General features: G+C 34.3%; 27 protein-coding genes and 1 tRNA gene. 23 read left to right on the forward strand and 5 right to left on the reverse strand.

What is annotated here, in order from left to right; translation table 11 throughout:
* Positions 1–128: 128 nt before the first annotated feature.
* Both ABS768_RS00840 and holA read right to left on the reverse strand, forming a co-directional pair.
* Positions 129–308 (reverse strand): CAL67264 family membrane protein, encoded by a 180-nt coding sequence (locus ABS768_RS00840; protein ID WP_035130957.1) that lies wholly within the window; start codon positions 306–308, stop codon positions 129–131.
* Between the two features lie 51 nt (positions 309–359).
* A complete protein-coding gene (holA, locus tag ABS768_RS00845; protein WP_408072997.1) occupies positions 360–1364 on the reverse strand; it encodes a DNA polymerase III subunit delta in 1005 nt (334 codons plus the stop codon).
* A gap of 50 nt (positions 1365–1414) precedes the next feature.
* Here holA and ABS768_RS00850 point away from each other — a divergent pair, with 50 nt between their 5' ends.
* From ABS768_RS00850 to ABS768_RS00860, 3 genes are all read left to right on the forward strand, one after another.
* Entirely contained in the window at positions 1415–1867 is a 453-nt protein-coding gene (locus ABS768_RS00850) for a type I restriction enzyme HsdR N-terminal domain-containing protein (RefSeq protein ID WP_408072998.1), read from the forward strand.
* Entirely contained in the window at positions 1864–2859 is a 996-nt protein-coding gene (locus ABS768_RS00855) for a glycosyltransferase family 2 protein (RefSeq protein ID WP_408073000.1), read from the forward strand. Before ABS768_RS00850 ends, ABS768_RS00855 begins: the two co-directional genes overlap by 4 nt.
* Before the next feature lie 65 nt (positions 2860–2924).
* Positions 2925–3746, forward strand: coding sequence for an OmpA/MotB family protein (locus tag ABS768_RS00860; RefSeq protein WP_408073002.1), 822 nt, complete (start codon positions 2925–2927; stop codon positions 3744–3746).
* Positions 3747–3820: 74 nt separating this feature from the next.
* Here the strand turns inward: ABS768_RS00860 and ABS768_RS00865 are convergent, their stop codons facing one another.
* Positions 3821–4078: a hypothetical protein gene (locus ABS768_RS00865; RefSeq protein ID WP_408073003.1), complete on the reverse strand. Its 258-nt coding sequence runs from the start codon at positions 4076–4078 to the stop codon at positions 3821–3823.
* Between the two features lie 299 nt (positions 4079–4377).
* On the opposite strand from ABS768_RS00865, the gene lpdA reads away from it, so the two are divergent.
* From lpdA to ABS768_RS00955, 18 genes are all read left to right on the forward strand, one after another.
* Positions 4378–5766 carry a dihydrolipoyl dehydrogenase gene (lpdA, locus tag ABS768_RS00870; protein WP_408073005.1) on the forward strand — a complete coding sequence of 463 codons (1389 nt, stop codon included), beginning with the start codon at positions 4378–4380 and terminating at the stop codon, positions 5764–5766.
* 83 nt (positions 5767–5849) lie between these two features.
* The gene (locus tag ABS768_RS00875) at positions 5850–6344 is read left to right on the forward strand and encodes a TPM domain-containing protein (protein ID WP_408073007.1); all 495 of its coding nucleotides are present in this window, start codon (positions 5850–5852) and stop codon (positions 6342–6344) included.
* A 90-nt stretch (positions 6345–6434) separates the two neighbouring features.
* On the forward strand, positions 6435–6899 hold the full coding sequence (locus ABS768_RS00880; RefSeq protein ID WP_408073008.1) for a DUF305 domain-containing protein: 465 nt from the start codon (positions 6435–6437) through the stop codon (positions 6897–6899).
* Positions 6900–6987: 88 nt separating this feature from the next.
* Positions 6988–8454, forward strand: coding sequence for a Na+/H+ antiporter NhaC (gene nhaC, locus ABS768_RS00885; RefSeq protein WP_408073010.1), 1467 nt, complete (start codon positions 6988–6990; stop codon positions 8452–8454).
* Positions 8455–8567: 113 nt separating this feature from the next.
* A complete protein-coding gene (locus ABS768_RS00890) occupies positions 8568–9206 on the forward strand; it encodes a peroxiredoxin (RefSeq protein WP_035130936.1) in 639 nt (212 codons plus the stop codon).
* A gap of 18 nt (positions 9207–9224) precedes the next feature.
* Positions 9225–9539: a thioredoxin family protein gene (locus ABS768_RS00895; RefSeq protein ID WP_408073012.1), complete on the forward strand. Its 315-nt coding sequence runs from the start codon at positions 9225–9227 to the stop codon at positions 9537–9539.
* Positions 9520–9780, forward strand: coding sequence for a DUF6952 family protein (locus ABS768_RS00900; protein WP_330123191.1), 261 nt, complete (start codon positions 9520–9522; stop codon positions 9778–9780). Before ABS768_RS00895 ends, ABS768_RS00900 begins: the two co-directional genes overlap by 20 nt.
* 126 nt (positions 9781–9906) lie before the next feature.
* The gene (locus tag ABS768_RS00905) at positions 9907–10425 is read left to right on the forward strand and encodes a helix-turn-helix domain-containing protein (RefSeq protein ID WP_408073014.1); all 519 of its coding nucleotides are present in this window, start codon (positions 9907–9909) and stop codon (positions 10423–10425) included.
* A 121-nt stretch (positions 10426–10546) separates the two neighbouring features.
* On the forward strand, positions 10547–11044 hold the full coding sequence (gene tpx / locus ABS768_RS00910; protein WP_408073016.1) for a thiol peroxidase: 498 nt from the start codon (positions 10547–10549) through the stop codon (positions 11042–11044).
* 12 nt (positions 11045–11056) lie between these two features.
* Positions 11057–11425 carry a diacylglycerol kinase family protein gene (locus tag ABS768_RS00915; RefSeq protein WP_408073018.1) on the forward strand — a complete coding sequence of 123 codons (369 nt, stop codon included), beginning with the start codon at positions 11057–11059 and terminating at the stop codon, positions 11423–11425.
* Between the two features lie 43 nt (positions 11426–11468).
* Complete coding sequence (locus ABS768_RS00920) at positions 11469–13970, forward strand: DNA translocase FtsK (RefSeq protein ID WP_408073020.1); 2502 nt, start codon at positions 11469–11471, stop codon at positions 13968–13970.
* A gap of 1 nt (position 13971) precedes the next feature.
* Entirely contained in the window at positions 13972–14616 is a 645-nt protein-coding gene (locus ABS768_RS00925) for a LolA family protein (RefSeq protein ID WP_408073022.1), read from the forward strand.
* An 8-nt stretch (positions 14617–14624) separates the two neighbouring features.
* A complete protein-coding gene (locus ABS768_RS00930) occupies positions 14625–16100 on the forward strand; it encodes an LptF/LptG family permease (RefSeq protein ID WP_408073023.1) in 1476 nt (491 codons plus the stop codon).
* Position 16101: 1 nt separating this feature from the next.
* Complete coding sequence (gene ribB / locus ABS768_RS00935; RefSeq protein ID WP_035130921.1) at positions 16102–17235, forward strand: 3,4-dihydroxy-2-butanone-4-phosphate synthase; 1134 nt, start codon at positions 16102–16104, stop codon at positions 17233–17235.
* 146 nt (positions 17236–17381) lie between these two features.
* A tRNA-Ser gene (locus tag ABS768_RS00940) sits at positions 17382–17469 on the forward strand.
* 184 nt (positions 17470–17653) lie between these two features.
* Positions 17654–19669, forward strand: coding sequence for a BCCT family transporter (locus ABS768_RS00945; protein WP_408073025.1), 2016 nt, complete (start codon positions 17654–17656; stop codon positions 19667–19669).
* A gap of 175 nt (positions 19670–19844) precedes the next feature.
* Complete coding sequence (locus ABS768_RS00950) at positions 19845–20405, forward strand: Crp/Fnr family transcriptional regulator (RefSeq protein WP_408073026.1); 561 nt, start codon at positions 19845–19847, stop codon at positions 20403–20405.
* A gap of 76 nt (positions 20406–20481) precedes the next feature.
* Complete coding sequence (locus ABS768_RS00955) at positions 20482–21363, forward strand: aldo/keto reductase (RefSeq protein WP_408073027.1); 882 nt, start codon at positions 20482–20484, stop codon at positions 21361–21363.
* Positions 21364–21563: 200 nt separating this feature from the next.
* Here ABS768_RS00955 and ABS768_RS00960 read toward each other — a convergent pair whose 3' ends face one another.
* Together ABS768_RS00960 and ABS768_RS00965 are read right to left on the reverse strand one after the other, a co-directional pair.
* Positions 21564–22070 carry a hypothetical protein gene (locus ABS768_RS00960; protein ID WP_408073029.1) on the reverse strand — a complete coding sequence of 169 codons (507 nt, stop codon included), beginning with the start codon at positions 22068–22070 and terminating at the stop codon, positions 21564–21566.
* Positions 22071–22096: 26 nt separating this feature from the next.
* Positions 22097–22747 (reverse strand): hypothetical protein, encoded by a 651-nt coding sequence (locus tag ABS768_RS00965; protein WP_408073030.1) that lies wholly within the window; start codon positions 22745–22747, stop codon positions 22097–22099.
* Between the two features lie 219 nt (positions 22748–22966).
* On the opposite strand from ABS768_RS00965, the gene ABS768_RS00970 reads away from it, so the two are divergent.
* Both ABS768_RS00970 and ABS768_RS00975 read left to right on the forward strand, forming a co-directional pair.
* Positions 22967–24217 (forward strand): pyridoxal phosphate-dependent decarboxylase family protein, encoded by a 1251-nt coding sequence (locus tag ABS768_RS00970; RefSeq protein ID WP_408073032.1) that lies wholly within the window; start codon positions 22967–22969, stop codon positions 24215–24217.
* A gap of 104 nt (positions 24218–24321) precedes the next feature.
* Complete coding sequence (locus ABS768_RS00975; RefSeq protein WP_408073033.1) at positions 24322–25902, forward strand: phage tail sheath family protein; 1581 nt, start codon at positions 24322–24324, stop codon at positions 25900–25902.
* Positions 25903–25968: the final 66 nt, after the last annotated feature.

A 25968-nucleotide genomic window follows, 5' to 3' on the forward strand; every position in this document is an offset into this window, starting at 1 on the left:
AAGCAATGGGGTATTTTACTTAAACAAATAGGATATAACAAAGTAAAGGTAATAAAAAATACATTCTAACATAAAATGTTAAAACATTAATTTTATTATAGCTTTTTAAAGGAAAGAAAACTAATAAACTAAACTCTGCCTTTTAAAGCATTAAAAGCCCAGGATATAGCAAAGAAACCTATCCCAACTACCGAAAAACCAATAGCATAATCAGGATATTTTAAAACCCCAAGTAAAACAAGCGCCGCGCCAATTAAAAACAATATAAAAGAAGCCCATCCGAAGATGGTGTTTTTATTCATTCCCATTTTGTATATTCTTTATTACAGGATTAAGCCTGCAAATATCGTACATTTTTATCAATTAAATATTTTAACAAGCATCTCTTTTAACAAATCGGCCTGTGATATAGCATTTGCTCCCACCCCTTTACTCTTCACATCAATATCTCTTAATGCAGCTACAATAGCACTCACTTTTTTCATAGGATAATTACGTAATGCGATATCGTAGTCTTTCATAAAGTACGGATTAACCTTTAACACCCTTGCTGCATTAGCAGCGCTTTTATCTTTAAGTCCGTGATATTGCAGTAACTGAGAAAAGAAACCGAAAACCAATCCCGTTGTCATTACAAGCGGGTTATCTTTTGGGTTTTGAGAAAAGTGGTCGGCAATTCTGTAAGCCTTTAACTGATCTCTCTCTCCTATTGCTTTACGTAATTCAAAAACATTATAGTCCTTACTTATACCTATGTTTTCCTCAACATGTTTAGGAGATATAGCAGTACCTTTAGGCAGTATTATAATCAGCTTTTCAAGCTCATTGTTTATTTTACTCAAATCGTTACCTAAAAACTCAACAAGCATTGCAGCCGCTTTAGGTTCAATAGTATACCCTTTCCCTGAAAGCACTCTTTTTATCCACTCTCCTACTTGATTTTCATAAAGTTTTTTGCTTTCAAATACCAGTCCGGCTTTTTCCAGTGTTTTGGTAACTTTTTTACGTTTATCCAGTGTTTTATATTTATAAGCAAATACCAACACGGTGGTAGGCTGCGGATTTTGGGCATAAGCTTCCAGCTTATCGATAGTTCTGGACAGTTCCTGAGCTTCTTTTACAATAACAACCTGTCTTTCGGCCATCATTGGGTACCTGCGGGCACTGGACATAACATCTTCTATACTAACATCCTTACCATATAAAACCGTTTGGTTAAACCCTTTCTCTTCTTCAGTAAGAATATTGTCTTCAATATAATCGGTAAGCCTGTCAATGTAATAAGGCTCTTCCCCCATAAAAAAATAAATGGGCTTAATATTGCCCTGCTTAATATCGTTAACAATTTTAATTACTTCGTCCACCGGATAATTGTTTAATAAGTTAAAAATTAAAAAAACTATACATTTGCCATATGCAAAAGCTTAATTTTCCTAACTATACTTTCCGATTCAAAAATAGTGAAAATAAAATCGCCATTTTTGATGAAGTACGTAAAAAATTCATTCTCCTTACTCCTGAAGAATGGGTAAGACAGCATGTAGTACAGTATTTACTGCTTGAACAGAAATACCCAAAATCGTATATTAATGTAGAGAAAGTACTTAAGGTTAACGGACTAACAAAACGATATGATGCTGTAGTTTTTAATCCTGATGGCAGTATTTTCCTTCTTGTGGAATGTAAAGCTCCCGAAGTAAAAATAACCCAAAATGTTTTTGACCAGATTGCTCGTTACAATATGGTTTTAAAAGCCAACTATATGATGGTTACAAACGGCTTAAATCATTACTTTTGCCAAATGGATTATGAAAAGGAGCGATATCAGTTCCTGCGCAACCTGCCTGATTTTACAATTAACCAATGAATAATATAGCTGTAGTAATTTTAAACTGGAACGGAAAGAAACTTTTAGAAGAGTTTCTACCATTTATAATCAAATATTCCGGGAACGCTGCCATATATGTAGCCGATAACGCCTCTACAGATGAATCTGTTTCTTATGTAAAATCTACTTTCCCTCAAATAAAAATTATTGAAAATAAAGGAAATTACGGTTACGCTAAAGGATATAATGAAGCCTTAAAGCAAGTTGATGAGGATATTTATGCGCTAATAAATTCGGACATTGAAGTAACCGAAAACTGGTTATTACCGATTGCCGAATTGTTTGAAAAAGACCCCGAAACAGCTATAGTACAACCTAAAATACTTGATTATTACAAAAGAGATACTTTTGAATATGCAGGTGCTGCCGGAGGTTTTTTAGATAAATATGGTTTCCCCTACTGTCGTGGTCGTATTTTTGAAACTCTTGAAAAGGATAACGGGCAGTATAATGATAATATTGAAATATTCTGGGCTTCGGGAGCGTGTTTTTTTATCCGTAAAAATGTGTTTTGGGAACTTGGCGGACTTGATGAGGATTTCTTTGCACATCAGGAAGAGATTGACTTATGTTGGAGGGCTTTTAATAAAAACCACAAAATAAAAGTTTGCGGAAGTTCATATGTATATCATGTAGGCGGAGCTACCCTAAAAAATACCAATCCTAAAAAGACTTTCCTTAATTTTAGGAATTCCCTCTGGATGATGACTAAAAATCTGCCAAAAAGCAAACTGATACCGGTGTTTTTTATACGTTTATGTTTTGACGGTATTGCCGGACTTCGATTCGTCTCTCAGGGAAAATTTGCACATTTATGGGCTGTACTAAAAGCACATTTTTATTTTTATACCCGATTGTTTAAATTTTTAAACAAAAGAAAATCAAAACAATACAAAAACTACTATAAAACAAAGAGTATTGTTTACGATTATTTCATTTCGGGTAAGAAAAATTTTAACAATAGTTTATAGCACAGTACGTTAATATTTGCAGGAATATACATAATTTTGTTTCAAATATTAATTTTTCAAATCTTATGAAAAGAACCGTTCTATTACTATCATTGGCAGCAATGACGCTGACATCGTGTGGATCCAAAAAGAAGATTGCCGAGTTAGAAGCAAAGAACAAAGAGATCCAGGATCTGCTTAATACGGCTACTATCAAGTTGAATACTTGTTTAGCTGAAAAAAATGTTTTGACCGATCAGGTTGACTATCTTAAAAAGAACAACTCCGATCTTCATAACACAATGGCAACCCTATCATCTAAAGACGCTGCTAACGTAGAGAAATCACTTGAAATGATTAAGGAGAAAGACCTTAAAATTTCAAGATTACAGGACGCAATTACCCGTAAAGATTCTGTTACCTTAGCTTTAGTTACCAGTGTTAAAAGAGCTGTTGGTATAGATGATCCGGATATTGAAGTTAATGTTGAAAAAGGCGTTGTATACATCTCTATTGCCGATAAACTTTTATTCAAAAGCGGTAGCTATCAGGTAAGCGATAGAGCTAAAGAAATTTTAGGTAAAGTTGCAGCTATTGTAAAAGATAAATCAAACTTTGAATGTATGGTTGAAGGCCACACTGATAATGTGCCAATTAAAAACCCTGTACTACAGGATAACTGGGATTTAAGTGTTAAGCGTGCTACTTCAATCGTAAGAATACTACAACAGGACTTTGGTATTGAGCCGGGCAGACTTGTAGCTTCAGGTCGTGGTGAGTATGTTCCTTTAGAGTCTAACGACACTGCCGAAGGACGTGCAAGAAACAGAAGAACAAGAATACTTATTCTTCCTAAAATCGATCAGTTCTACGACATGATTGAAAAAGAAATGAAAAACCAGAAATAATATTCAAGGTTAAAGAAATAAGAAAGGCTGCCAAATGGCAGCCTTTTGTTTTTGGTGATTGTTTCGTTGTGGTATTATTTAAATTTATTACCAAACCTTACTATACCTGACGGTAAGCTCAGCACAATAGCGGTAATAAATATTAAAAGCAAAATAACCAGCATAAGAAAATATAACACTCCCCCTGCTGTTGTAAGGTCGGGAAATTCTGCTACAGCATAAAAGGCAGTAGAGAAAAAAGCGATTGTTGACAAAATTAAACTTAAAATCCTCATAATCCTTAATTTGTTTTGTGGGTAAAATTGGTTAACTGGAAAAGGATTGTTCTTCATGATTCCTTCACTACATTATTTTTGTAACAATTAGTTATAAATTAAATATCACAAAAACATAAAAAAGATTGATAGTCTTTTATAGGTCGTGGTTTGATTTAATACTAGTAAAATTACAAATAAATTGTTAACACATGTTAAGTATAGCTAAATTATTTATTACTTAATGTGCTTTTTAACAAAAAAAGTATGTTTAATATTTATTTTTTAGATAAAACGAAATAAATCCAAACATTTTATAATAAGCAAATAAATACTTATTTTCGTACGCGTAAAAATAACCGGTAAAATACATACTGATGAAATACGATATTATTGTTTTAGGAAGCGGTCCTGGTGGTTATGTAACTGCTATCAGGGCTTCTCAGCTAGGATTTAAAGTAGCTGTTGTAGAAAAGGAAAACCTTGGAGGTATATGCCTTAACTGGGGGTGTATCCCTACCAAAGCGCTTTTAAAAAGTGCTCAGGTTTTTGACTACCTTAAGCATGCTTCTGATTACGGATTAACAGTAAAAGAGTTTGATAAAGACTTTGATAAGGTAATTGAACGTAGCCGTGGTGTTGCCGATGGTATGAGCAAAGGTGTTCAGTTCCTTATGAAAAAAAATAAAATTGAGGTTATCTATGGTACCGGTAAAGTAAAAGCAGGTAAAAAAGTAGATGTAACCGATAAAGATGGTAAAACAAGCGAAATTAGCGCCGATCATATCATTATAGCTACAGGAGCTCGTTCAAGAGAACTTCCTAACCTTCCTCAGGATGGTAAAAAAGTTATAGGATACCGTCAGGCAATGACATTACCTGAACAACCAAAATCTATGATTGTTGTTGGATCTGGAGCTATTGGTGTTGAGTTTGCTCATTTTTACAATGCGATGGGAACTCAGGTAACTATCGTTGAATTTATGCCGAACATTGTTCCTGTTGAAGATGAAGACGTATCAAAACAATTTGAGCGTTCGCTTAAAAAAGCAGGTATCAAAATTATGACTAACTCTTCTGTTGAAAAAGTAGACACTACCGGTAACGGAGTTAAAGCTACTGTAAAAACAGCTAAAGGAGAGGAAATTCTTGAAGCAGATATCGTTCTTTCTGCAGTAGGTATCAAATCAAACATCGAGAACATCGGTCTTGAAGAAGTTGGTATCGCTACAGACAGAGATAAAATATTAGTAAACAGCTACTATCAAACAAACATCCCTGGTTACTACGCTATTGGTGATGTTGTTCCCGGTCAGGCACTTGCACACGTTGCTTCAGCAGAAGGTATTCTTTGTGTTGAGAAAATAGCAGGTATGCATGTAGAACCTCTTGATTACGGTAATATCCCCGGATGTACTTATGCTACTCCTGAAATTGCTTCTGTAGGTCTTACAGAAAAACAGGCTAAAGAAAAAGGATATGAGCTTAAAGTAGGTAAATTCCCGTTTACAGCATCAGGTAAAGCAAAAGCCGCAGGTACTCCTGATGGTTTTGTGAAAGTTATTTTTGATGCTAAGTATGGAGAATGGTTAGGTTGCCACATGATTGGTGCCGGCGTTACCGATATGATTGCTGAGGCAGTAGTAGCGCGTAAACTTGAAACTACAGGTCACGAAATACTAAAAGCAGTTCACCCTCACCCTACTATGAGTGAAGCGGTAATGGAAGCTGTTGCAGATGCTTATGGTGAAGTGATTCACTTATAAGAACTTACTAAATAACAAAAAGGCTATCCTTGTTTGGGATAGCCTTTTTTATTTATATTTATAAGAACAAACACCAACTAGAAATGAAATCAAAAATCGCTTATTTAGTATTCCTTATACTTATACCATTAACCTTTATTACTGCTCAGGAAAAAGAACAGGAAACTTCTTTTCCTTCCCCTGTTGGTTATGTAAATGATTTTGAAGGTGTTTTTACTACAGAACAGATTGAAGAGCTTGAAAAATTAATTACTGACTTTGAAAATGAAACCGGTAACGAAATCGCTGTGATAACTATTGATAACATAGGGAATTATACTGATTTCGCTCAATATTCGTTAGATTTATCCTCTAAATGGGGTATTGGGAAAGCCGATAAAAACAATGGACTATCTATAGTTTTTAGCAAAACTCTGCGTAAAATAAGGATAAACACAGGGATAGGCACACAGGAAGTTATTAGTGATGAATTCTGTCTAAAATTAATTAATGATTATTTCGTCCCTAATTTTATAGAAGGTAAATATTTTGAAGGCACAAAAACGGCATTACTTATTTTATTTGAAGCATGGAAATAAGTTGTTTGCTAATACTTTCACTTATCTATAACATAGTTACCTATAGTTAATTTGTAATTTTACCTTTGTTAAACTATAAATTGCAATGTAATGGAAAAAGGAAACTACGGAAAGTTTTTACTCATGCTACTGGTTTCGTTTATAGTGATGTACGCCATAATGTATACCAATATAGCTAGTGAAGAGCATATTTATTTTAGCCTCAACCGTTTTTATATGACAATATTAATGGTAGTCCCTATGGGCTTTATTATGCTTTTATTTATGCAGCGAATGTATAAAAACCGTAAAAAGAACAATGTGTTAATTATAACAGGTGTACTGCTTTTTACAGCCACTTTTGTTATGCTGAGAACACAAACTTATATAAACGATGTACGATATATGGAGGCTATGATTCCGCATCATTCATCAGCTATATTATCAAGTCAGCATGCCGATTTAAAAGATCCTGAAGTACAGGAACTATCTAAAAAAATAATCGAGTCCCAACAAAAAGAAATCGAACAGATGAAGGAGATGATACAACGATTAAAAAACAGTAACGAAGAATAACTCAGGTTATTAAAAATACTACCACTCCCCTCCTTACTAAATATCAGATTTTTACTATATTGCGTTCTTTTAATTCGCAAGGCACTTCATGAATAATATACCGGATAAAAACACCAAACAAATAAGTCTTACCCAGGCTTTAATTCCAATCATACTACTTGTCGGCTTTTTAGCTATCAACGTTTACATTTTTAAAAGTGATGCTATTGGTGGTTCCAATCAGTTCGTTTTATTGATGGGTGGAGCTTTTGCTGCTATTGTTGGTTTTATCAATAAGGTACCATACAATAAGATGCTCAATAAAGTATCTAAAAACATTAAATCTACATCAGGGGCTATATTGATACTTTTACTGGTAGGATCTCTTTCGGGCACGTGGCTTGTAAGCGGTATTGTACCTGCAATGATTTATTACGGGCTTAAAATTTTACATCCCGAGATATTCCTTCCTGCCTGCGTAATTATCTGTTCTATAATATCAATAGCCACTGGTAGTTCATGGACTACTTCAGCTACAATTGGTGTTGCATTAATAGGAATTGGAAACACCATGCATATTAATGCAGGAATGGTTGCCGGAGCAGTTATCTCAGGAGCATATTTTGGTGATAAGATGTCTCCTCTTTCAGATACTACAAACCTTGCGCCTGCTATGGCAGGGACTGACTTGTTTACCCATATAAAATATATGGCTTACACCACAGTCCCTACATACATAATAACACTAATACTGTTTATTATATTAGGACTTACCCAGTCAATAGATAATAGTGCTGAAAATACTCAGGCTACACTTATTGCTATTAAGGAAAGTTTCACTATAAGTCCGTGGTTATTTGTAGTACCGGTAATAGTAATTGCACTTATTGTTAAAAAAACCGAACCGCTTATTGCTTTGTTAATAGGTACATTATTAGGCGGACTATTCGCATTAATATTCCAACCTGAACTAGTAGCTAAAATTGGCGGAAGTGAAAAACTGGATTTCATTTCAGGATATAAAGGAATTATGAATTCCATTACCATTAGCAGTACAGTAGAAACCTCAAATGAAACCCTTCAGGACTTGTTTCAGTCAAAAGGCATGGTAGGAATGCTCTCTACCATATGGCTTATAATATGTGCTATGGTATTTGGAGGTATAATGGAAGCTATTGGTGCGCTTAAAGTTATAAGTAATGCAATGCTTAAAGTAGCCAATGGCATCTTTGGTCTTTTTGCAAGTACTGTAGGAAGCTGTATTGTTTTAAATGTTACAGCTTCAGACCAATATCTGGCAATTGTAGTTCCGGGTAAAATGTTTGCCGAAGCTTATCGTGAAAAAGGACTTGCTCCTGAAAATCTGAGCCGTACCTTGGAAGATTCGGGTACTGTTACTTCAGTACTCGTACCATGGAATACCTGTGGTGCCTACCAGTCGGGAGTTCTTGGTGTACCCACCCTTACCTATTTACCGTACGCCTTTTTTAATATACTAAGCCCTATAATGACGCTTACCTTTGCTGCTCTTGGTATAAAAATCAGAACGTTAGCCGGAAAACTACGTTCAACATAAGGAATTTCTATATTTCAATAGGGATAAATGATGATGGTAGATATAACCAAAAGCTATTAAAATCTATCTTTGCAACAAATAAAAATTATAAACCATAAAAATTAATTAATAGTATGTCTTTAGTAGGAAAAAAATTCCCAAACATTACAGTTGATGCTATCTCAGAAATGGGTGACAACCTTAAAATCAATGTATTTGAAGAAGCTGTAAACAATAACAAAAAAGTACTTTTATTCTGGTACCCTAAAGATTTCACTTTTGTATGCCCTACAGAACTTCACGCTTTCCAGGCTGCCCTTGGTGAGTTTGAAAAGAGAAACACTATCGTAATTGGTGCTTCTTGTGATACTAACGAAGTTCACTTCGCTTGGTTAAACACTCCAAAAGCAAACGGTGGTATAGAAGGTGTTACTTACCCGCTTATCGCAGATACTAACAGAAACCTTTCAAGCATTCTTGGTATTCTTGATGTTGAAACGGCAGGTTACAATGAAGAAACTGATTCAGTTTTACTTGAAGGTTCTAACGTAACTTACAGAGCTACTTACCTAATCGATGAAACAGGAAAAATTTTCCATGAAAGTGTAAACGATATGCCTCTTGGTCGTAACGTAAACGAGTACATCAGACTAATTGATGCTTATACTCACGTACAAACTAAAGGTGAAGTTTGTCCTGCAAACTGGGAAGAAGGTAAAGAAGCTATGACTGCAGACCGTAATGGTGTTGCATCTTACCTAAGTGTAAACTAATAAATATTTGACGAAGCCATGTTACAGGAACTGGAAAAAGATAATCTTGCAGAAATCGTATCAGCTGAACCAATTGTAGTAGTACAATATTCAGCAGGATGGTGCGGAAACTGCAGAATCATGAAGCCGAAATTCAAAAAAATGGCTTCAGAAAATGAAAACATAACGTTTGTATTAGCTGATGCCGAAAACTATCCGGAATCCAGAAAGCTGGCTAAAGTAGATAACCTACCTACGTTTGCTACCTTCAAAAACGGAAACCTTGTAAATCAGGTACAAACAAACAAATTAGACGTATTAACCGATTTAGTCAATGAAGTTACCAGTAATTAAGCATTTAACTCAGTTTATAGAAGATAACGACCAGGATTACATAATTGAAACTCTGGACGTACTTGAGGCATTAACCGAAGTTCCTTCTCTTAAAGACGAAGAACTTGATGTAATTGGAGAGCTTATCTCGAATATGTATGGAGCCCTTGAGGTAAATAAATTAGTTAAAGACGGTATGGATCGTAAAGAGGCACTTAACACATTTATGTCGCGTGTTCTCGGTGCGATTGACAAAAATTAGGTTTATCATAATTTCGATAAATAAACGCTTCCTGGAAACAGGGAGCGTTTTTTATTTACATTTGTTTAAATATTAAACTACACTATGCAACTCTACATAAAAAATATGGTTTGCAATCGCTGTATTATGGCGGTTAGAACCGAACTCGAAGCCATAAAAGCATCAATAAAATCAATAGAACTGGGAGAAGTTAATATAGAAGGAGATTTATCTGTCTCACAATTACATCAACTGAAAGAATCACTTACCCGTTTAGGTTTTGAGATAATCAACGATAAGAGGATCAGACTTATAGAACAGATTAAAAATGAGATTATAGCCCTTGTACATCATTCGGGAGAAGTACTTAATCAAAATCTTTCGTTTTGGCTCGCCGAAAAGATGCATTACGATTATACTTACCTTAGTAACCTGTTCTCTGATGTTGAGGGGACAACTATCGAAAAATACTATATAGCACAACGCATAGAAAAAGTAAAGGAACTTTTGGTTTATGATGAAATGTCCCTTAGTGAGATTGCCGATAAAATGGGATATAGCAGTGCCGCTTACTTATCGAGTCAGTTTAAAAAAATAACAGGCTTCACACCTACCCATTATAAATCGATAAAAGAAACCAAACGTAAAAAAATAGATGAGCTTTAACCTTTAAACATTTAGCTGAAAATAGATTTTTTATACTCTTAATGTATTTATAAAACTAGAGGTACTACCTCCGTCTTATAATATATTTTCTTACTTTTGTTAGCTAATCAAATCTATTAAAATGGCTAATATAACTTTAGGAGGAAATCCGATAAAAACATCGGGCGAGCTGCCTCAAAACGGTACAGCAGCACCAGAATTTACACTTATAAAAGCAGATCTTTCACCAGCATCACTTGCTGATTTTAAAGGTTCTAAATTAGTGCTTAACATCTTCCCTAGTATAGATACAGGAACATGTGCTACATCTGTAAGAAAATTCAACGAGCAGGCCGTTTCTCTTGAAAATACGAAAGTACTTTGTATATCGCGCGACTTACCATTTGCTCAAAAACGTTTTTGTGGTGCGGAAGGTCTTGATAATGTTATTACACTTTCTGACTTTAAAGATGGTGCTTTTGGTAATAATTACGGGCTTACTATTGCAGACGGACCTCTTGCAGGATTACATTCTCGTGCTGTTGTAGTATTAGATGAAAACGGTAACGTAAAATATACAGAGCAGGTTTCTGAAATTGCAGACGAGCCTAATTATGAAAATGCTCTTGCAGCACTTTAATAATTCTCTTTAATGAAGGATAACAGGTTTATTATCGGCAGGATTAAAAGCTTTACCTATGCTTTTAAAGGTGCCTGTAAACTTATAGCCACCGAACACAGTATAATGGTACAGGCATCAATTGGTGTACTGGTAACCATAGCAGGATTTTATTTTGAAATATCTGCTACCGAATGGCTTTTTCAAACACTGGCTATAGGAATGGTTTTAAGTATAGAGGGACTTAATACTGCTGTCGAAAAAATAGCCGACTTCATTCATCCGCAATATCACGAAAAGATAGGATTTATAAAAGACATTGCAGCCGGTGCCGTATTTTTTGCGGCACTTTGTGCTGTTATTGTCGGCATAATAATTTATTACCCTAAATTTTTCTGCTGATTTAAGGTTTTATTCTATTTTTACAAATAGATCAAGTTTATAAATGGCAAAAAGCAATAAAAAAAATACCGACAAAAAAGAAGCTAAACCTGCTTCAGAAAAAAAGAAATTTCAACTATCAAGATCCCAAAAGGTCTTGCTGGGAGCATTGTTTTTACTTTTTTCGATAGCATTGTTACTTTCGTTTGTTTCCTATTTCCTCTATGGTGATTTTGACCAAAGCGGACTTACGGTTTTAGGAGACAGACAGGAAAAAGTTTACAATTGGCTTGGTAAGTTTGGTGCTTACCTTGCAGACCTATTTTTATACCGTGGCTTTGGGGTAGCATCGTTTATTTTTATTCGTTTTTTCTTTTTACTTGGCTCCTACCTTGTATTAGATTTACCTGTAAGCAAACTTAAAAAAACACTTTTCTGGGATTTATACCTGGCAATCATACTATCTGTACTATTCGGTTTCTTTAACAGCTATCTCCCTCAATTAGGAGGTGTTATAGGTTATGAGATAAACCTTTACATGCAGGATTATCTTGCCAAAACAGGCACATTATTAGTATTGATTTTCGGATTAGTTGTATTTCTTATTCTTAGAATTAAAATATCACCTGATGCTATTAAAGCTTACTTTGAAAAAAGACAGCAGGAAAGAGAAGCAGCCGAAGAAGAAAGAAAACTTCAGGAAATGGCTACCCAACAGGCTGACAGTAATTTTACCGCAGCTCCAATCCAAACTAATAATAGTACATCTCCTACAGAACCTGATTATGACGAAGAAAATGACCCTGAGCTTGAAAACATAGAATTAAAAACTAATGAAACTAAGTCGGCTTTCGAGATTGACAAAGAATCACTAAAACCTACTATCAGTCACTCTTCAGAAATTAACCTTAATCCTGCCGTAAAGGAAAAAGAATCTGAAGCCGCTAATGATGATACCATTAAAACAGATGACGATAATTTTGTTATAGAAAAATCGGCAGAGGAAGACGTTGTAGAAGAAAACCTTGCATCAAAACTGGTAGCCGATTTTGGTGAGTTTGATCCTACCCTTGAACTTTCAAATTATCAGGTACCCTCCATCGAGCTGTTAAAGGAATATTCTTCGGGCGGTATAACCATTAACCAAGAGGAATTAGAAGAAAACAAGAATAGGATTGTAGATACTCTTAAAAACTACAAAATTGACATAGCTCAAATTAAAGCTACAGTTGGTCCTACTGTTACCCTATATGAAATTGTCCCTGAAGCAGGGATACGAATCTCTAAAATCAAAAATCTTGAAGATGATATTGCATTATCATTATCAGCTTTAGGTATACGTATTATTGCACCTATTCCCGGTAAAGGCACCATTGGTATAGAAGTACCTAATAAAAACCCTACTATGGTGTCTATGAAAAGTGTTATTGCTTCTCCTAAATTCCAAAATGCCGAAATGGAATTACCCGTAGCATTAGGTAAAACTATTTCAAATGAAACATTTGTGGTAGACCTTGCAAAAATGCCCCACCTTTTAATGGCAGGTGCTACTGGTCAGGGTAAATCGGTTGGTTTAAATGCATTACTTACCTCCCTACTATACAAAAAACATCCGGCAGAAGTTAAATTTGTATTGGTTGACCCTAAAAAGGTTGAACTTACGCTTTTCAATAAAATAGAAAGACATTATCTTGCTAAACTTCCTGATACAGAAGAAGCTATAATAACCGATAATACTAAAGTAATCAATACATTAAACTCTTTATGTATTGAGATGGATAACCGTTACAGCCTTTTAAAAGATGCAATGGTTAGAAATATTAAAGAATATAACGACAAGTTTAGGCAACGTAAACTTAATCCTGAAAACGGTCACCGTTTTCTGCCTTATATTGTACTGGTTGTTGATGAATTTGCCGACCTTATTATGACTGCCGGTAAAGAGGTTGAAACCCCTATAGCCCGTTTAGCTCAGCTGGCCCGTGCTATTGGTATCCACCTAATTATTGCTACACAAAGGCCATCGGTTAACGTTATTACTGGTATTATTAAAGCTAACTTCCCGGCGAGGATTGCCTTTAGGGTAACCTCAAAAATTGACTCACGTACTATTTTAGATAATCAGGGTGCCGATCAGCTTATTGGCCGAGGTGATATGCTTTACACACAGGGTAACGACCTAACCCGTGTACAGTGTGCATTTGTAGACACTCCTGAAGTAGAAAAAATAACCGAGTTTATTGGTTCTCAAAAAGCTTACCCTGATGCTTATCTCCTGCCTGAGTATGTAGGTGAAGAAAGTGGCACTAATCTTGATAATGATATCTCAGAAAGAGATGCTATGTTCAGGGAAGCGGCCGAAGTTATTGTTACAGCACAACAGGGTTCGGCATCATTGCTTCAACGTAAATTAAAACTGGGATACAATCGCGCCGGGCGCCTTATAGATCAGCTGGAAGCAGCAGGTATTGTAGGTCCGTTTGAAGGTAGTAAGGCCCGTAATGTTTTAATACCTGACCTAATGGCTTTGGAGCAATTTTTTAAGAATGAAGAAAACAACTTTTAAAATGTACAAATTAATCAGGGTAATAATAGTATTTTTTATCACCTTTTCACTTAGCGCACAAAACTCTCAAAAAGCAAAACAATTGCTGGATGATGTATCGTCTAAAATTAAAGGATACGAGAATATCGTTTTTGATTTTAAGTATAGTTACGCCAACCCGAACAGTAACCTTAATCAGGAAACAAAAGGAAATGTTTGTATGAAGGGAGACTTGTATATTTTAAACTTTATGGGAATCACTCGTATTTTTGACGGAAAAAAAATATACAATATTGTTCCCGAAGATGAGGAAATAACTATTTCAAGCTATGACAGTGAGAAAAAGGATGATCTTACTCCTTCAAAAATGCTTACATTTTTCACATCGGGATATAAGTACTCATGGGATATACTTCAAAACGTAAAAGGGCGTAAAATACAGTACGTTAAACTAAAACCCACCGACGGGAAAGACAATGTTAAAGAGATTCTTATAGGTATTGATATCCAAACAAAACATATATACAACCTTATTCAGGTAGATGACGATAGCGGTAAAACTACATTTACCATAAATTCTTTTAAAACAAATCAGCCTTTGTCAAAAAATCATTTTACCTTTACCGAGAGTAAATATCCTAATTATTACATTAATAGATTAGACTAGTTTTTCCGGTGAAAATATTAGACCGCTATATCCTCAAATCGTTTATAACGACATTTGCAACTGTATTTATAATCCTGTTCTTTATATTTATACTACAGGGTGTTTGGCTATTCATTGCCGAATTAGCAGGAAAAGACCTTGGTGTCTGGCTGGTAATAAAATTTCTTTTATTTTATTCACCAAAAATGATTCCGCTTGTACTCCCACTTTCAATATTGCTGGCAAGTATAATGACTTTCGGTAGTTTTGCCGAGAATTACGAGTTTGCAGCCATGAAGTCGTCCGGAATTTCATTAGGACGAGCTATGAGAGGACTTACCATTTTTATCATTTCTCTTAGTATTGTAGCTTTTGTTTTTGCTAATAATGTTATTCCCAAAGCTGAATACAAGTTTGTTAACCTGAGAAAAAATATCATTCAAAGACAACCTGCAATGGCTATTGCAGCCGGTCAGTTTAATGCTATTGGTGATGACTTTAATATTAAAGTTAATAAAAAAGATGGTGAAAAAGGCGAACAGCTAACAGGTGTTACTATCCATAAGAGAAAAAAAGGTGAAGAATATGCCACAATTATAAAGGCAGAAAGAGGATTACTTACAAGTAGTGAATCTTCCAACCTACTTCAATTAGAGTTGTTTGATGGTTACTATTATGAAGAGCTTAAAACCAAAAATATTAAGGACGAGAAAAAAATGCCTTTTGCCAAAAGTACCTTTAGCAAGCAGATAATGAATATTGATCTTTCCATGCTTAATAAAAATAACATGGATGAAGAGCAAATTTCACAAACAAACAGCATGCTTAATATCAATGAGCTAAACTACACTCTGGACTCTCTTCAAAACAGCTACACTAAAGAAACACAATCAATTCACGATAATATAGTAAAACGTACTACAAATACGCTTTCCCGCGAAATAAGCACTTCAGAAAGAGATTTGAGTAACCTTGAAAAAGAGGGAGATACGCTTAAAAAAGATAAAAACAATTTATTGAGCTTACTTACAACCTCAAAAAAACAAAGAATACTGGATATTGCTACAAATAACACTACCAGTAATATTACTATAATAAAGAATAGTAAAGCAGCTCAAAATGAGAGAATGAAAAACATAAATAATCACTGGCTGGCTTTCTTCGAAAAGTTTGTTATTGCCTACGCCTGTATATTAATGTTTTTTATTGGTGCTCCACTTGGTGCAATTATCCGTAAAGGAGGAATTGGCCTTCCTATTGTTTTTGCCGTTATCATATTTATAATTTTCCACTTTATAAATACATTTGGTAAAAAACTCGCTCAGGAAAATGGTATACCTCCGTTTTTAGGTTCCTGGATGTCATCTTTTGTATTGACTCCCCTAGCCGTATTACTTACTTACAGAGCTACCAATGATATTGGTATGATTAATATGGATTCTATAATCCATCAAATATTTAAACCTTTTCAAAAATTATTTAAGTTAAAATCAAACGAAGAATAAAATGTCTGCCGAAAATATAAAACTAAACACCATAGAAGAAGCTATAGAAGATATCCGCAACGGTAAAGTAATTATTGTTGTAGATGATGAAGACAGAGAAAATGAAGGCGATTTCTTAGCTGCTGCCGATAAAGTTACTCCCGAAATGATAAACTTTATGGCAACACACGGTAGAGGTCTTATATGTACTCCCCTAACCGAAAAACGTTGTAAGGAGCTTAATCTTCATGCTATGGTAACCAATAATACCGATAGTATGGAAACCGCTTTTACAGTATCAATTGACCTAAAAGGAAATGGTGTTACAACAGGCATATCTGCACATGACAGAGCTAAGACTGTTGAAGCATTAATAAAGCCTGAGACAAAACCATACGATTTAGGGCGCCCCGGACACATTTTCCCTCTTATAGCAAAAGAAGGTGGTGTTTTAAGAAGAACAGGTCATACAGAAGCAGCTATTGATTTTGCAAGACTGGCAGGATTTAGCCCGGCTGGTGTAATTTGCGAAATAATGAAGGAAGACGGCTCAATGGCCCGACTACCTGAATTATATGAAGTAGCTCAAAAATTCGACCTTAAACTGGTTTCTATTGAAGATCTTGTAGCTTACAGGATGCAACATGACAGCCTTATCCAGAAAAAAGAGGATTTTGAGGTTGAAACCCGTTTTGGAACCTATAGATTAAGAGCTTATCTACAAACCACAAATAAGCAAGTACATATTGCTTTAACTAAAGGTAGCTGGAATAAAGGTGAACCTGTGCTTACAAGAATTAACTCTACACAGGTAAATAATGACATTTTAGGCACTCTAACGAACGATGCCGACAGAAAGCTTGATAATATGTTTAAACGTATTAATAAGGAAGGAAAAGGCGCTATTTTGTTTATTAACCAGGAAATCCAGCCTTCTGAACTTTTAAATCGTATTAAAGAGTTAAAAGAATTACAGTCACAAGGTGTAAATAAGGCTCCTCAGGTTAAGATGGACGTAAAGGATTTTGGTATCGGTGCACAAATTTTACACGATATTGATATCTCAAAAATACGTTTACTGACTAACTCTGCACAAACGAAACGTGTAGGTATGATAGGCTATGGCTTAGAAATAAGCGAGTATGTTGAATATTAAGAAAAATATTTTTTTCTTAACTCAAAGGAAATGAAAGGCTTAAAAAATAACACGAAAATATTTTATTTTTTTTACCTGAAATGTTTTTGAAAACCGGAAAAGCTTTCTATATTTGCACCGCAATCAGGGTATGAGAGCGACATACTGGAGAAATGGCAGAGCGGTCGAATGCGGCGGTCTTGAAAACCGTTGACTGTAACAGGTCCGGGGGTTCGAATCCCTCTTTCTCCGCCAAAGGAAGTTTCAAAAGAAACTTAAATCAAAACCTCAAAGTTAAACTTTGAGGTTTTTTGTTTTTAGCATCTATTCTATCCAAAAATTCCATCGTAATTCTCCTGATAAGAAACGGTAAATTTTTATTCTTGATTATTAAATTTAGAATTGTTATTTTTCTCACTCCACAAAACAAAAATACTCAATGATAAAGTTTCCCAGGTTAAGAACCACATTTAACAAAGGTGTCACTCTCCCCAGTTTACTTTTTATAATTTTTATAACGTTGCTTTCTGCAGTTTACCCTAAACTAACTGAAAACGCCTTAAACTCAATAAAAGGCTTCATATTCATTAATCTCAACTGGGTATACGTTTGGGCAGTTACCATATTTGTAATCTTCCTTGTTTATTTAATGTTTAGCAAATATGGTAACATAAAACTGGGGAAAAACGACAGTAAACCTGAATATTCTTTTTTCTCATGGATTTCAATGTTATTTGCTGCAGGAATGGGAATAGGATTAATGTATTTTAGTGTCGCCGAGCCAATGCAGCATTATTCTAACGAAATATTTTCAGGAAGCCATTACATTAATAGGGCAAAAAATGCTCAGCTTTACACTTTTTTCCACTGGGGCATACATGCATGGGCTATATATGGAATAGTTGGCTTATCCCTCTCCTATTTCGCTTACAGGTATAGGTTACCATTATCTCTTAGAAGTTGTTTTTATCCATTACTAAAAAACAAGATAAACGGAAAACTGGGTAATGCCATTGATATTTTTGCTTTATGCAGTACTTTTTTTGGTATCACAACAACTCTGGGATTTGGTGTGGTACAAATCAATTCAGGGCTACAAACATTAAATATAGTCTCAGATAATAGTTTTATCAATCAAATCCTAATTGTAAGCATATTAGTCACTATCTCAATTATATCAGCTGTTGCCGGGGTTAACAAAGGAGTGAAGCTATTAAGTAATATCAATATAATCAGTGTAATTATTCTATTACTTTTTGTTTTATTACTAGGACCAACAGTATACTTACTTGGAAGCTTTACCGAAGGTATAGGTAACTACATCAACAATTTCTTTAATCTTACCTTCAGCACCCATGTTTATGACGAGGAAACATTACCCTGGTTTTACAACTGGACTATTTTATACTGGGCATGGTGGATATCATGGTCACCTTATGTAGGTTTGTTTATAGCTAAAATCTCAAAAGGGAGAACAATAAGGGAGTTTATTTCGGCTGTACTTATACTTCCTACCCTATTCAATTTTATCTGGATGTCAGTTTTTGGTAATAGCGCTATATGGTTTGATTTGCATGAAGCGAAAGGAGCACTTAGCAGGCTTTCCGATAATCCCGATGCGCTAATGTTTCGCTTTTTAGAATACCTACCCTTCCCTGCCATTGTGAGCTTTTTGGTAATTGCCATTATAATTATATTTTTTGTAACCTCTGCCGATTCCGGGATATTTGTAATGAACAGTATCGCTACAAAAAATGCAAAAGTTTCACCAAAATGGCAAACTGTATTATGGGGATGCCTACTTGCAGTATTATCACTTTTCCTTTTAAATGCCGGAGGTCTAAAAGCTTTACAAAGCATGACGTTAATAACTGCATTACCCTTTTCGGTCATTATAATACTGTTTATGATAAGCCTTACTAAAGCTCTAACAATAGATCAAAATTATTATGACAGAGAGTTTTCGGTATCAACCGTTTCCTGGTCGGGAGAGTTCTGGAAAGAACGTTTAAAACAAATTATCTCTTTTAATGATAAAAATACTGTTGATGATTTTATAGAAACAAAAGTAAAACGCGCTTTTATTGAGCTTCAGGAAGAATTTAACAGCAATGAAATAGAGACCAAAATAAATGAATACGAAAATCCAAAAAGAGTTGAAATTGAAATTCATTATGATATAGTAAACAACTTTATTTATGGCGTAGAAAATAAGTCGAGAAGTGTTTCTGAATATCTTATTAATGAAGATAACTTACCCGATATAGATGAAAACAAAACCTTTTACCCTTATGCATACTTTGGAGATGCCCGCGAAGGATATGATGTTCGACTGTTTACAAAAAACGAATTGATATCTGATGTATTAAAGCATTACGAAAGGTTTATTGAAATTATAACCGAACAAAAAAACGAAATGTTTATTAGTAGCAATAACAACAGAAAAATGAAATAAATGAGTCGTACTAAAATAGGTTGACAATTAATATAATAATCCCGAGTACCTTTAATAGTCGGGATTATGATTTTTATATACTTTACTGAAAACGCAGTTGTATTAATCTTATAATCACTATTTATTTTTGCCAAATGACAAAAACTTCCTGCATAATGATTGCTAAATTTACCAGATGAAAGAGCTTATTGAATATATTTTACAGTTTAGCAATTTAAATGCACAACAAATTGAACTTATTTTAAAAAATTCAACTGAGAAGGAATTGCATAAAGATGAATATTTTGCTGAAGCCGGTAAAAAGTTTGACTACTATGCTTTTGTTTTAGAAGGGGTTTTTCGTATTTGTTACTACAATAGAAAAGGGGAAGAAATTACTAAGTATTTTATTGAGGAAAAGCACTTTATAGCAAATCCTTACGGTGCTGAACCTTTTACTGAATACATACAGGCTGCTACAGATAGTAAACTGATTGTTTTTTCCCAACAGCAATGGAAAGAACTCTCTAATACAATTTTAGACTGGGACACCATTACAAGTAAAATATTTCATAATGCTTTAATAAAAAAAGTAGACAGGATGAGTTCGCTGGTTTCTGAAGATGCCACAACACGCTACCTTATGTTTTTAGAAAAATTTCCAACACTTGTAAATCGTATTCCTCTCTCCTATATCGCTTCTTATCTTGGAGTTACGCAATCGTCACTAAGCAGGATTCGAAAAAATATCCGTTAAGTTACTTTTTGCCAAATGGCAAATGTTTTAAATTCCAGTTAATAGAACTTTGTATTGTTAATCAAAAAAGTAAAAAATGAGTTTTAAAGAAACAATTACAATTGGTGCCAATACAAACAACCCATTAACTGTAAAACGATTAGGTTATGGCACTATGCAGTTACCCGGAGAACAGGTATGGGGAGAACCAAAAAACAGAGATGAAGCCCTACAGATTTTAAAAGAAACTTCTAAACAAGAAATTAACTTTTTAGACACAGCCGATTACTACGGACAGGATGTAACTAACCGACTTATTAAAGAAGCTTTATATCCATACAAAGATGATTTGGTAATATGTACAAAAGTAGGTGCAAACAGAAGTGAAGATAAAAGCTGGGGGATTTATGATAAACCTGAGGATTTAAGAGCCAGTATTGAAAATAATTTGAGAACCCTAAAAACAGAACAGATACAACTGGTACATTTCCGTGTAATGCCTGGCTCAACTACACCTTTTGAAGAATCATTGAATGCCATGTTCGAGATGCAAAGGGAAGGAAAAATTATGCACGTAGGTTTGAGCAATGTAACTCCGGAAGAATTATCCAAGGCTTTAGCTATGGGAAATGTAGCCAGTGTTGAAAATGCATTTGGTTATGAACAACGCACAAGTTTTTCGGCATACGGACAGGAAATAAGAGGAATGCAGGAAGTAATGGACATTTGTATAGAAAATAATATACCTATGGTTCCGTTTTTCTCACTACAGAGCTCTTTACCAAACAAAGAAAATAAAATCGCTGTGATTGCAAAAAAATATAATGTATCATCGGCACAAATAAATCTGGCGTGGCTGTTACATTATAATGATTTGATTTTACCTATTCCTGGTACTTCAAAACTGAATCACTTAAATGAAAACATTAAAGCTTTTGACATAAGACTTACCGATGAAGATATGGCGTTTTTAGGATAATCTGTCATAAAACAAAAAAGGTACAGTTTAGCTGTGCCTTTTGGTTTTAACCCAAAGGAACATGGAAAGAATTTAATGTAGGTTATAACAAAGTGTACAATAAGAAAAAGGTAATTAACGAAGGTTCTTCTATAACCCTTTAGTAATAATAGTTTAAAAAGTACTTTATGTATTCTTTTTAAGTAAATCATAATCTGTTTTTACCTCATAAAGTCTTCAAATGATACCGAACTCCACTTAACAGGAGTGTTTAAAACTGAATCACTTTCAAAAAAATCATTTGGCTGATGTTTGTCAAACCATGAGGAATGTATCTTCTGTAAATAGAATGTGTTATCTTTAAAAATAAAATAAAACGTTTTACGGTTATAAATTATCGATCCGTATTCTATTGAGACTAAAAATCCTTCGTGAGTTTCTTTTAATTCGTCAACAGAAAAACCACTGTAATCTTCATAGTTTATACTAATACTACTTTTATTACCATACTCATCGGCTAACTGTAATAGTCTTGTTCTTCTATTAGAATCCCTTATATCTATAACTGTATATTCGCCTTTAGGGTTTTCTAATTTAAGAACTCTAATCGTATCAATTACATTATAGCTTTTTTTATCCTTATCTATTTGAGGATATTCTTTATCTCCCCTTTCAATGCATCCCTGCAATGAAGTTACAATTAAAAGACATAAAACACATTTTCTCATTTACTAATTGAATTAACATATTAAGTTTAAACGGTATTCCCTTCAGGAAATAATGGGTATAAGTTATGGTAGTAGGTATGCTGATCCCAGGGAAAATCAACCTGTGAAAACTTTGTATCTGCTAAAAACTGAGTTAAATTAATAGGTTTTACATAATCAAACCTGTTCTTTATATCAGATATATATTCTAATTCTCCATTTTCAAAATATTCAAATTCAAGTAATATGTCTGATAATTCTCCTTCATAAACATTTTCATAGAAATACTTATATGCCTCTTTTATAGTGTTCGTATTTATATCATAATATATATTTACAAAGGTTCTATTATTTGAATCAAAAACAGTTTTCCCTTTAAAAATTATAATTTTCTCTAATGAATACTCTGTCCAGTCCCACAAAGTATAATTACCATCAGTTTGCATATTATAATATATAACACATCTTTTTCTTAAATTAACATCACAAAACTCATTAAGTATGGCATTAATATCTTCACCATCACTAAGAAAATATCTCGTAATCCAATATTTACCTTTATGTGAATTTCCATGTAGAATTCTTTTTTTTAAAAAACCATCAATATAAATCTCTTCATGATATATATCAGACATTAATCGTTGACCCTCTGTAATGGGATATAACGTTTCACTTAAATATTTTGTGACTATAACCATATCAATTTTTGTATTCTCTATAAACTCTTTTTTTATAAATATTTAAAATTAGTTCTTTTTTATAAGAATAAACTCAAATAAAGGGTTTTAAGTATTTTATCTTCAAATTACTGAGGACTTATATTTTATGATTCGGGTTTTTGCATGTACAATTGACTTATGACATATATCATATTTTAAGTTCACACTAACATCTTAATTTGCCTAAAACAAATTAAGATGGAATACTGGAAAAAAATTACACACAGCGAGCGCTTAAAGCATATTAAAAAAGCATTACACAACAACGTAAACTTCTCTGAAGATCCTTCGTTGGGGTATCCAGCATCAAAGCTGGATGAAAAGGTTTTTAACGATGAGGCGCCGTTTTTAAAAGACAGTCCCGTACTGCAATCGTTTGTAGCAAACCCAAACCATATAGGCTGCCATACCTTTGGCACATCTGAAAAAGCTTTTAAAGGCACTCAGGATATTGAAAGGGAAGTTCTCAATATAGTAGCTGTTGATATTTTTAAGGCTCAGCCTGATTCATTTGACGGCTATATAGCCCCAGGAGGTACCGAAGCTAACATACAGGCACTATGGGTGTACAGAAACTATTTTATAAACGAATTAAATGCTTCTCCTAATGAAATAGCTATTTTAGCATCTGAAGACACCCACTACTCTATTCCAAAAGGCTCAAATCTGTTGATGATTGATTTCATTAAAATACCTGTTGATTTTGAAAACAGGTCGGTTAACAAACCAGCTTTAGAAAGCAGTATTGAAAAAGCATTGGCTAACGGTAAGAAATACTTCATTATAGTAGCCAACATGGGGACTACCATGTTTGGATCTGTAGACAGTGTGAATACTTATGTAGCTGTAATGGAGGAATACAATTTGCCATTCAAATTACATATTGATGCTGCTTACGGAGGCTTTATATATCCGTTTAGTAATACAGGCAGTAATATGAACTTTAATAATCCAAACATCAGTTCAATAACAATAGATGCCCATAAAATGTTGCAGGCACCTTATGGTACGGGGATTTTTATTTGCCGTAAAGGACTTATTGAAAACGTACTTACCAAAGAAGCCGAATATGTTGAGGGAATGGACCTAACCCTGTGTGGAAGCCGATCTGGAACCAACGCTGTTGCGGTTTGGGCAATACTTGCTACTTATGGTCCGCATGCGTGGTTTGAAAAAATAAGTATACTGCAAATGCGAACAACATGGTTATGCAATCAGTTAGATGAGTTGGGTATAAAATACTTCAGGAATCCATATATGAATATCGTCACCATTAAGGCAGAAGGAATCCCTGAAGAACTGGCTCATAAATTTGATTTAGTACCCCAAAAGCATGATGAAACAAATCAGTGGTATAAAATTATAGTAATGGGACATGTTGAGGTAGAAGATCTTTTACAGTTTATAAATGAACTAAAAGCAGTTAGAAACGTTTCTGTTATTAGCTAAATATAATCAGGCATTTATACCTAAAGGTTACAAACAGGTAGTATTACGCTATAATAATATCTTATCAGTTTATAAATTTGAGACACATTTTATAAACCATATCTATGCTGGAATTAAATATTAAAACCCCTGGAGTATACATAAATGAGCTAAATGCGTTTCCTAATTCGGTTCTACCGGCAGCAACTGCCGTACCTGCCTTTATAGGATATACACCACAGGCTGAATATGAAGGAAAATCATATACCAATAAAGCACAAAAAATAACATCGTTCGCTGAATTTAAAGCCATATATTGTATACCCGATGCTGCACCAACGGCAGACCCGTCAAAACAGTATAATCCACAGTATTATCTGGTAAAACAGGATACAGAACCTACAAGTGGCGACTATTTACAAATAAACGGTACTTTTTATTCTATTGTTCCTGATCCCAATACTATTTACTATTTATACAATAGTATCAGGCTATTTTATGAAAATGGTGGTGGTGATGCTTATATTGTTTCTGTAGGAGGATATGGTAAGCCTTCAGGAGCACCTGTTGCTATTGGTAAAAGCATTGTAAACCCTAATGTAAAGCTAAGCGAACTTTTAAAAGGTTTGGAATTACTTCAAAATGAAGAGGAACCTACCATGTACATCTGCCCTGAAGCTACATTATTATCAGTAGCTGATAACGGAACGCTTATGCAAAAGATGTTGTTTCAATGTACACAAAAAGAAAACCCTATATCGATATTTGATATTATAGGCGGTGATAGTCCTGATCCTATACTTTATACTAATGACATTGAAACCTTTAGAAACAATACAGGTAATAACGGACTGAGCTATGGGGCTGCCTACTATCCTTTTATAGGCACAACGATAATGCAAAGTGATGAGATTGACTATACTAATCTTTTTGGCGGAGATATAAAACAACTGGCAGCTATACTAACAGAAGCTGACGAAGACAACAATACCCTGAATCAGATAATAGATGATATTCAAAGCCCCAAGAAAAATCCTTTAACCGTTTCACAATACAACAACGCTCTTTTAAACGCAAGTAAAACGTATTCCCAAATTATAAAGCATATACTTGCTAATGTTAACATGTTACCTCCAAGTGGTGGAATGGCAGGAGTAATAACAGTGACAGATAATACAGTTGGAGTTTGGAACGCACCCGCCAATACATCTATTGTAGGAGCTAGTTCGCTTCCTATTAAAATTAACGATACACAGCAGGCCAATTTAAACGTAGATGCCGTTAGTGGTAAATCAGTAAATGCAATACGTTTTTTTAACGGACAGGGAATTTTAATTTGGGGAGCAAGAACACTTGATGGCAACAGTAATGACTGGAGGTATATCTCTGTAAGAAGAACAGTATCCTATATACAGCAATCCTGTAAGCTGGCTATGGAGGGTTATGTTTTTGAACCTAATACAGTAAATACCTGGTCGGCAGTAAAATCGTGTATTAGTAGTTTTCTAACCTCTTTATGGAAAGAAGGGGGATTACAGGGCGCAAAGGCATCTGATGCTTTTTCAGTAGAATGTGGTTTAGGTACTACAATGACTCCCGATGATATACTTAACGGATTCATGAATGTTACAATTAAAGTGGCAGTTACGCATCCGGCAGAATTTATTTTTATTACACTACAGCAGCAAATGACTGTGAGTAGTTAAATACAAAAACATTAATACTTTATTAAAATAGTTTCTCTGAGGGATTGAGTAATTTTATAGGATAAT

The organism is Flavobacterium rhizophilum, assembly GCF_046000485.1.
Taxonomy (GTDB): domain Bacteria; phylum Bacteroidota; class Bacteroidia; order Flavobacteriales; family Flavobacteriaceae; genus Flavobacterium; species Flavobacterium rhizophilum.

Bases quoted from the DNA above. Each gene is read 5' to 3' on its own strand.
- ribB (WP_035130921.1), top strand. From the start codon at position 16,102: ATGTCTGCCGAAAATATAAAACTAAACACCATAGAAGAAGCTATAGAA.
- ABS768_RS00950 (WP_408073026.1), top strand. From the start codon at position 19,845: ATGAAAGAGCTTATTGAATATATTTTACAGTTTAGCAATTTAAATGCA.
- nhaC (WP_408073010.1), top strand. From the start codon at position 6,988: ATGAATAATATACCGGATAAAAACACCAAACAAATAAGTCTTACCCAG.
- ABS768_RS00920 (WP_408073020.1), top strand. From the start codon at position 11,469: ATGGCAAAAAGCAATAAAAAAAATACCGACAAAAAAGAAGCTAAACCT.
- tpx (WP_408073016.1), top strand. From the start codon at position 10,547: ATGGCTAATATAACTTTAGGAGGAAATCCGATAAAAACATCGGGCGAG.
- ABS768_RS00955 (WP_408073027.1), top strand. From the start codon at position 20,482: ATGAGTTTTAAAGAAACAATTACAATTGGTGCCAATACAAACAACCCA.
- ABS768_RS00915 (WP_408073018.1), top strand. From the start codon at position 11,057: ATGAAGGATAACAGGTTTATTATCGGCAGGATTAAAAGCTTTACCTAT.
- ABS768_RS00975 (WP_408073033.1), top strand. From the start codon at position 24,322: ATGCTGGAATTAAATATTAAAACCCCTGGAGTATACATAAATGAGCTA.
- ABS768_RS00880 (WP_408073008.1), top strand. From the start codon at position 6,435: ATGGAAAAAGGAAACTACGGAAAGTTTTTACTCATGCTACTGGTTTCG.
- ABS768_RS00850 (WP_408072998.1), top strand. From the start codon at position 1,415: ATGCAAAAGCTTAATTTTCCTAACTATACTTTCCGATTCAAAAATAGT.
- ABS768_RS00925 (WP_408073022.1), top strand. From the start codon at position 13,972: ATGTACAAATTAATCAGGGTAATAATAGTATTTTTTATCACCTTTTCA.
- ABS768_RS00855 (WP_408073000.1), top strand. From the start codon at position 1,864: ATGAATAATATAGCTGTAGTAATTTTAAACTGGAACGGAAAGAAACTT.
- ABS768_RS00970 (WP_408073032.1), top strand. From the start codon at position 22,967: ATGGAATACTGGAAAAAAATTACACACAGCGAGCGCTTAAAGCATATT.
- ABS768_RS00890 (WP_035130936.1), top strand. From the start codon at position 8,568: ATGTCTTTAGTAGGAAAAAAATTCCCAAACATTACAGTTGATGCTATC.
- ABS768_RS00895 (WP_408073012.1), top strand. From the start codon at position 9,225: ATGTTACAGGAACTGGAAAAAGATAATCTTGCAGAAATCGTATCAGCT.
- ABS768_RS00945 (WP_408073025.1), top strand. From the start codon at position 17,654: ATGATAAAGTTTCCCAGGTTAAGAACCACATTTAACAAAGGTGTCACT.
- ABS768_RS00905 (WP_408073014.1), top strand. From the start codon at position 9,907: ATGGCGGTTAGAACCGAACTCGAAGCCATAAAAGCATCAATAAAATCA.
- ABS768_RS00860 (WP_408073002.1), top strand. From the start codon at position 2,925: ATGAAAAGAACCGTTCTATTACTATCATTGGCAGCAATGACGCTGACA.
- ABS768_RS00840 (WP_035130957.1), bottom strand. From the start codon at position 308: ATGGGAATGAATAAAAACACCATCTTCGGATGGGCTTCTTTTATATTG.
- ABS768_RS00865 (WP_408073003.1), bottom strand. From the start codon at position 4,078: ATGAAGAACAATCCTTTTCCAGTTAACCAATTTTACCCACAAAACAAA.
- ABS768_RS00900 (WP_330123191.1), top strand. From the start codon at position 9,520: ATGAAGTTACCAGTAATTAAGCATTTAACTCAGTTTATAGAAGATAAC.
- ABS768_RS00875 (WP_408073007.1), top strand. From the start codon at position 5,850: ATGAAATCAAAAATCGCTTATTTAGTATTCCTTATACTTATACCATTA.
- ABS768_RS00960 (WP_408073029.1), bottom strand. From the start codon at position 22,070: ATGAGAAAATGTGTTTTATGTCTTTTAATTGTAACTTCATTGCAGGGA.
- lpdA (WP_408073005.1), top strand. From the start codon at position 4,378: ATGAAATACGATATTATTGTTTTAGGAAGCGGTCCTGGTGGTTATGTA.
- ABS768_RS00965 (WP_408073030.1), bottom strand. From the start codon at position 22,747: ATGGTTATAGTCACAAAATATTTAAGTGAAACGTTATATCCCATTACA.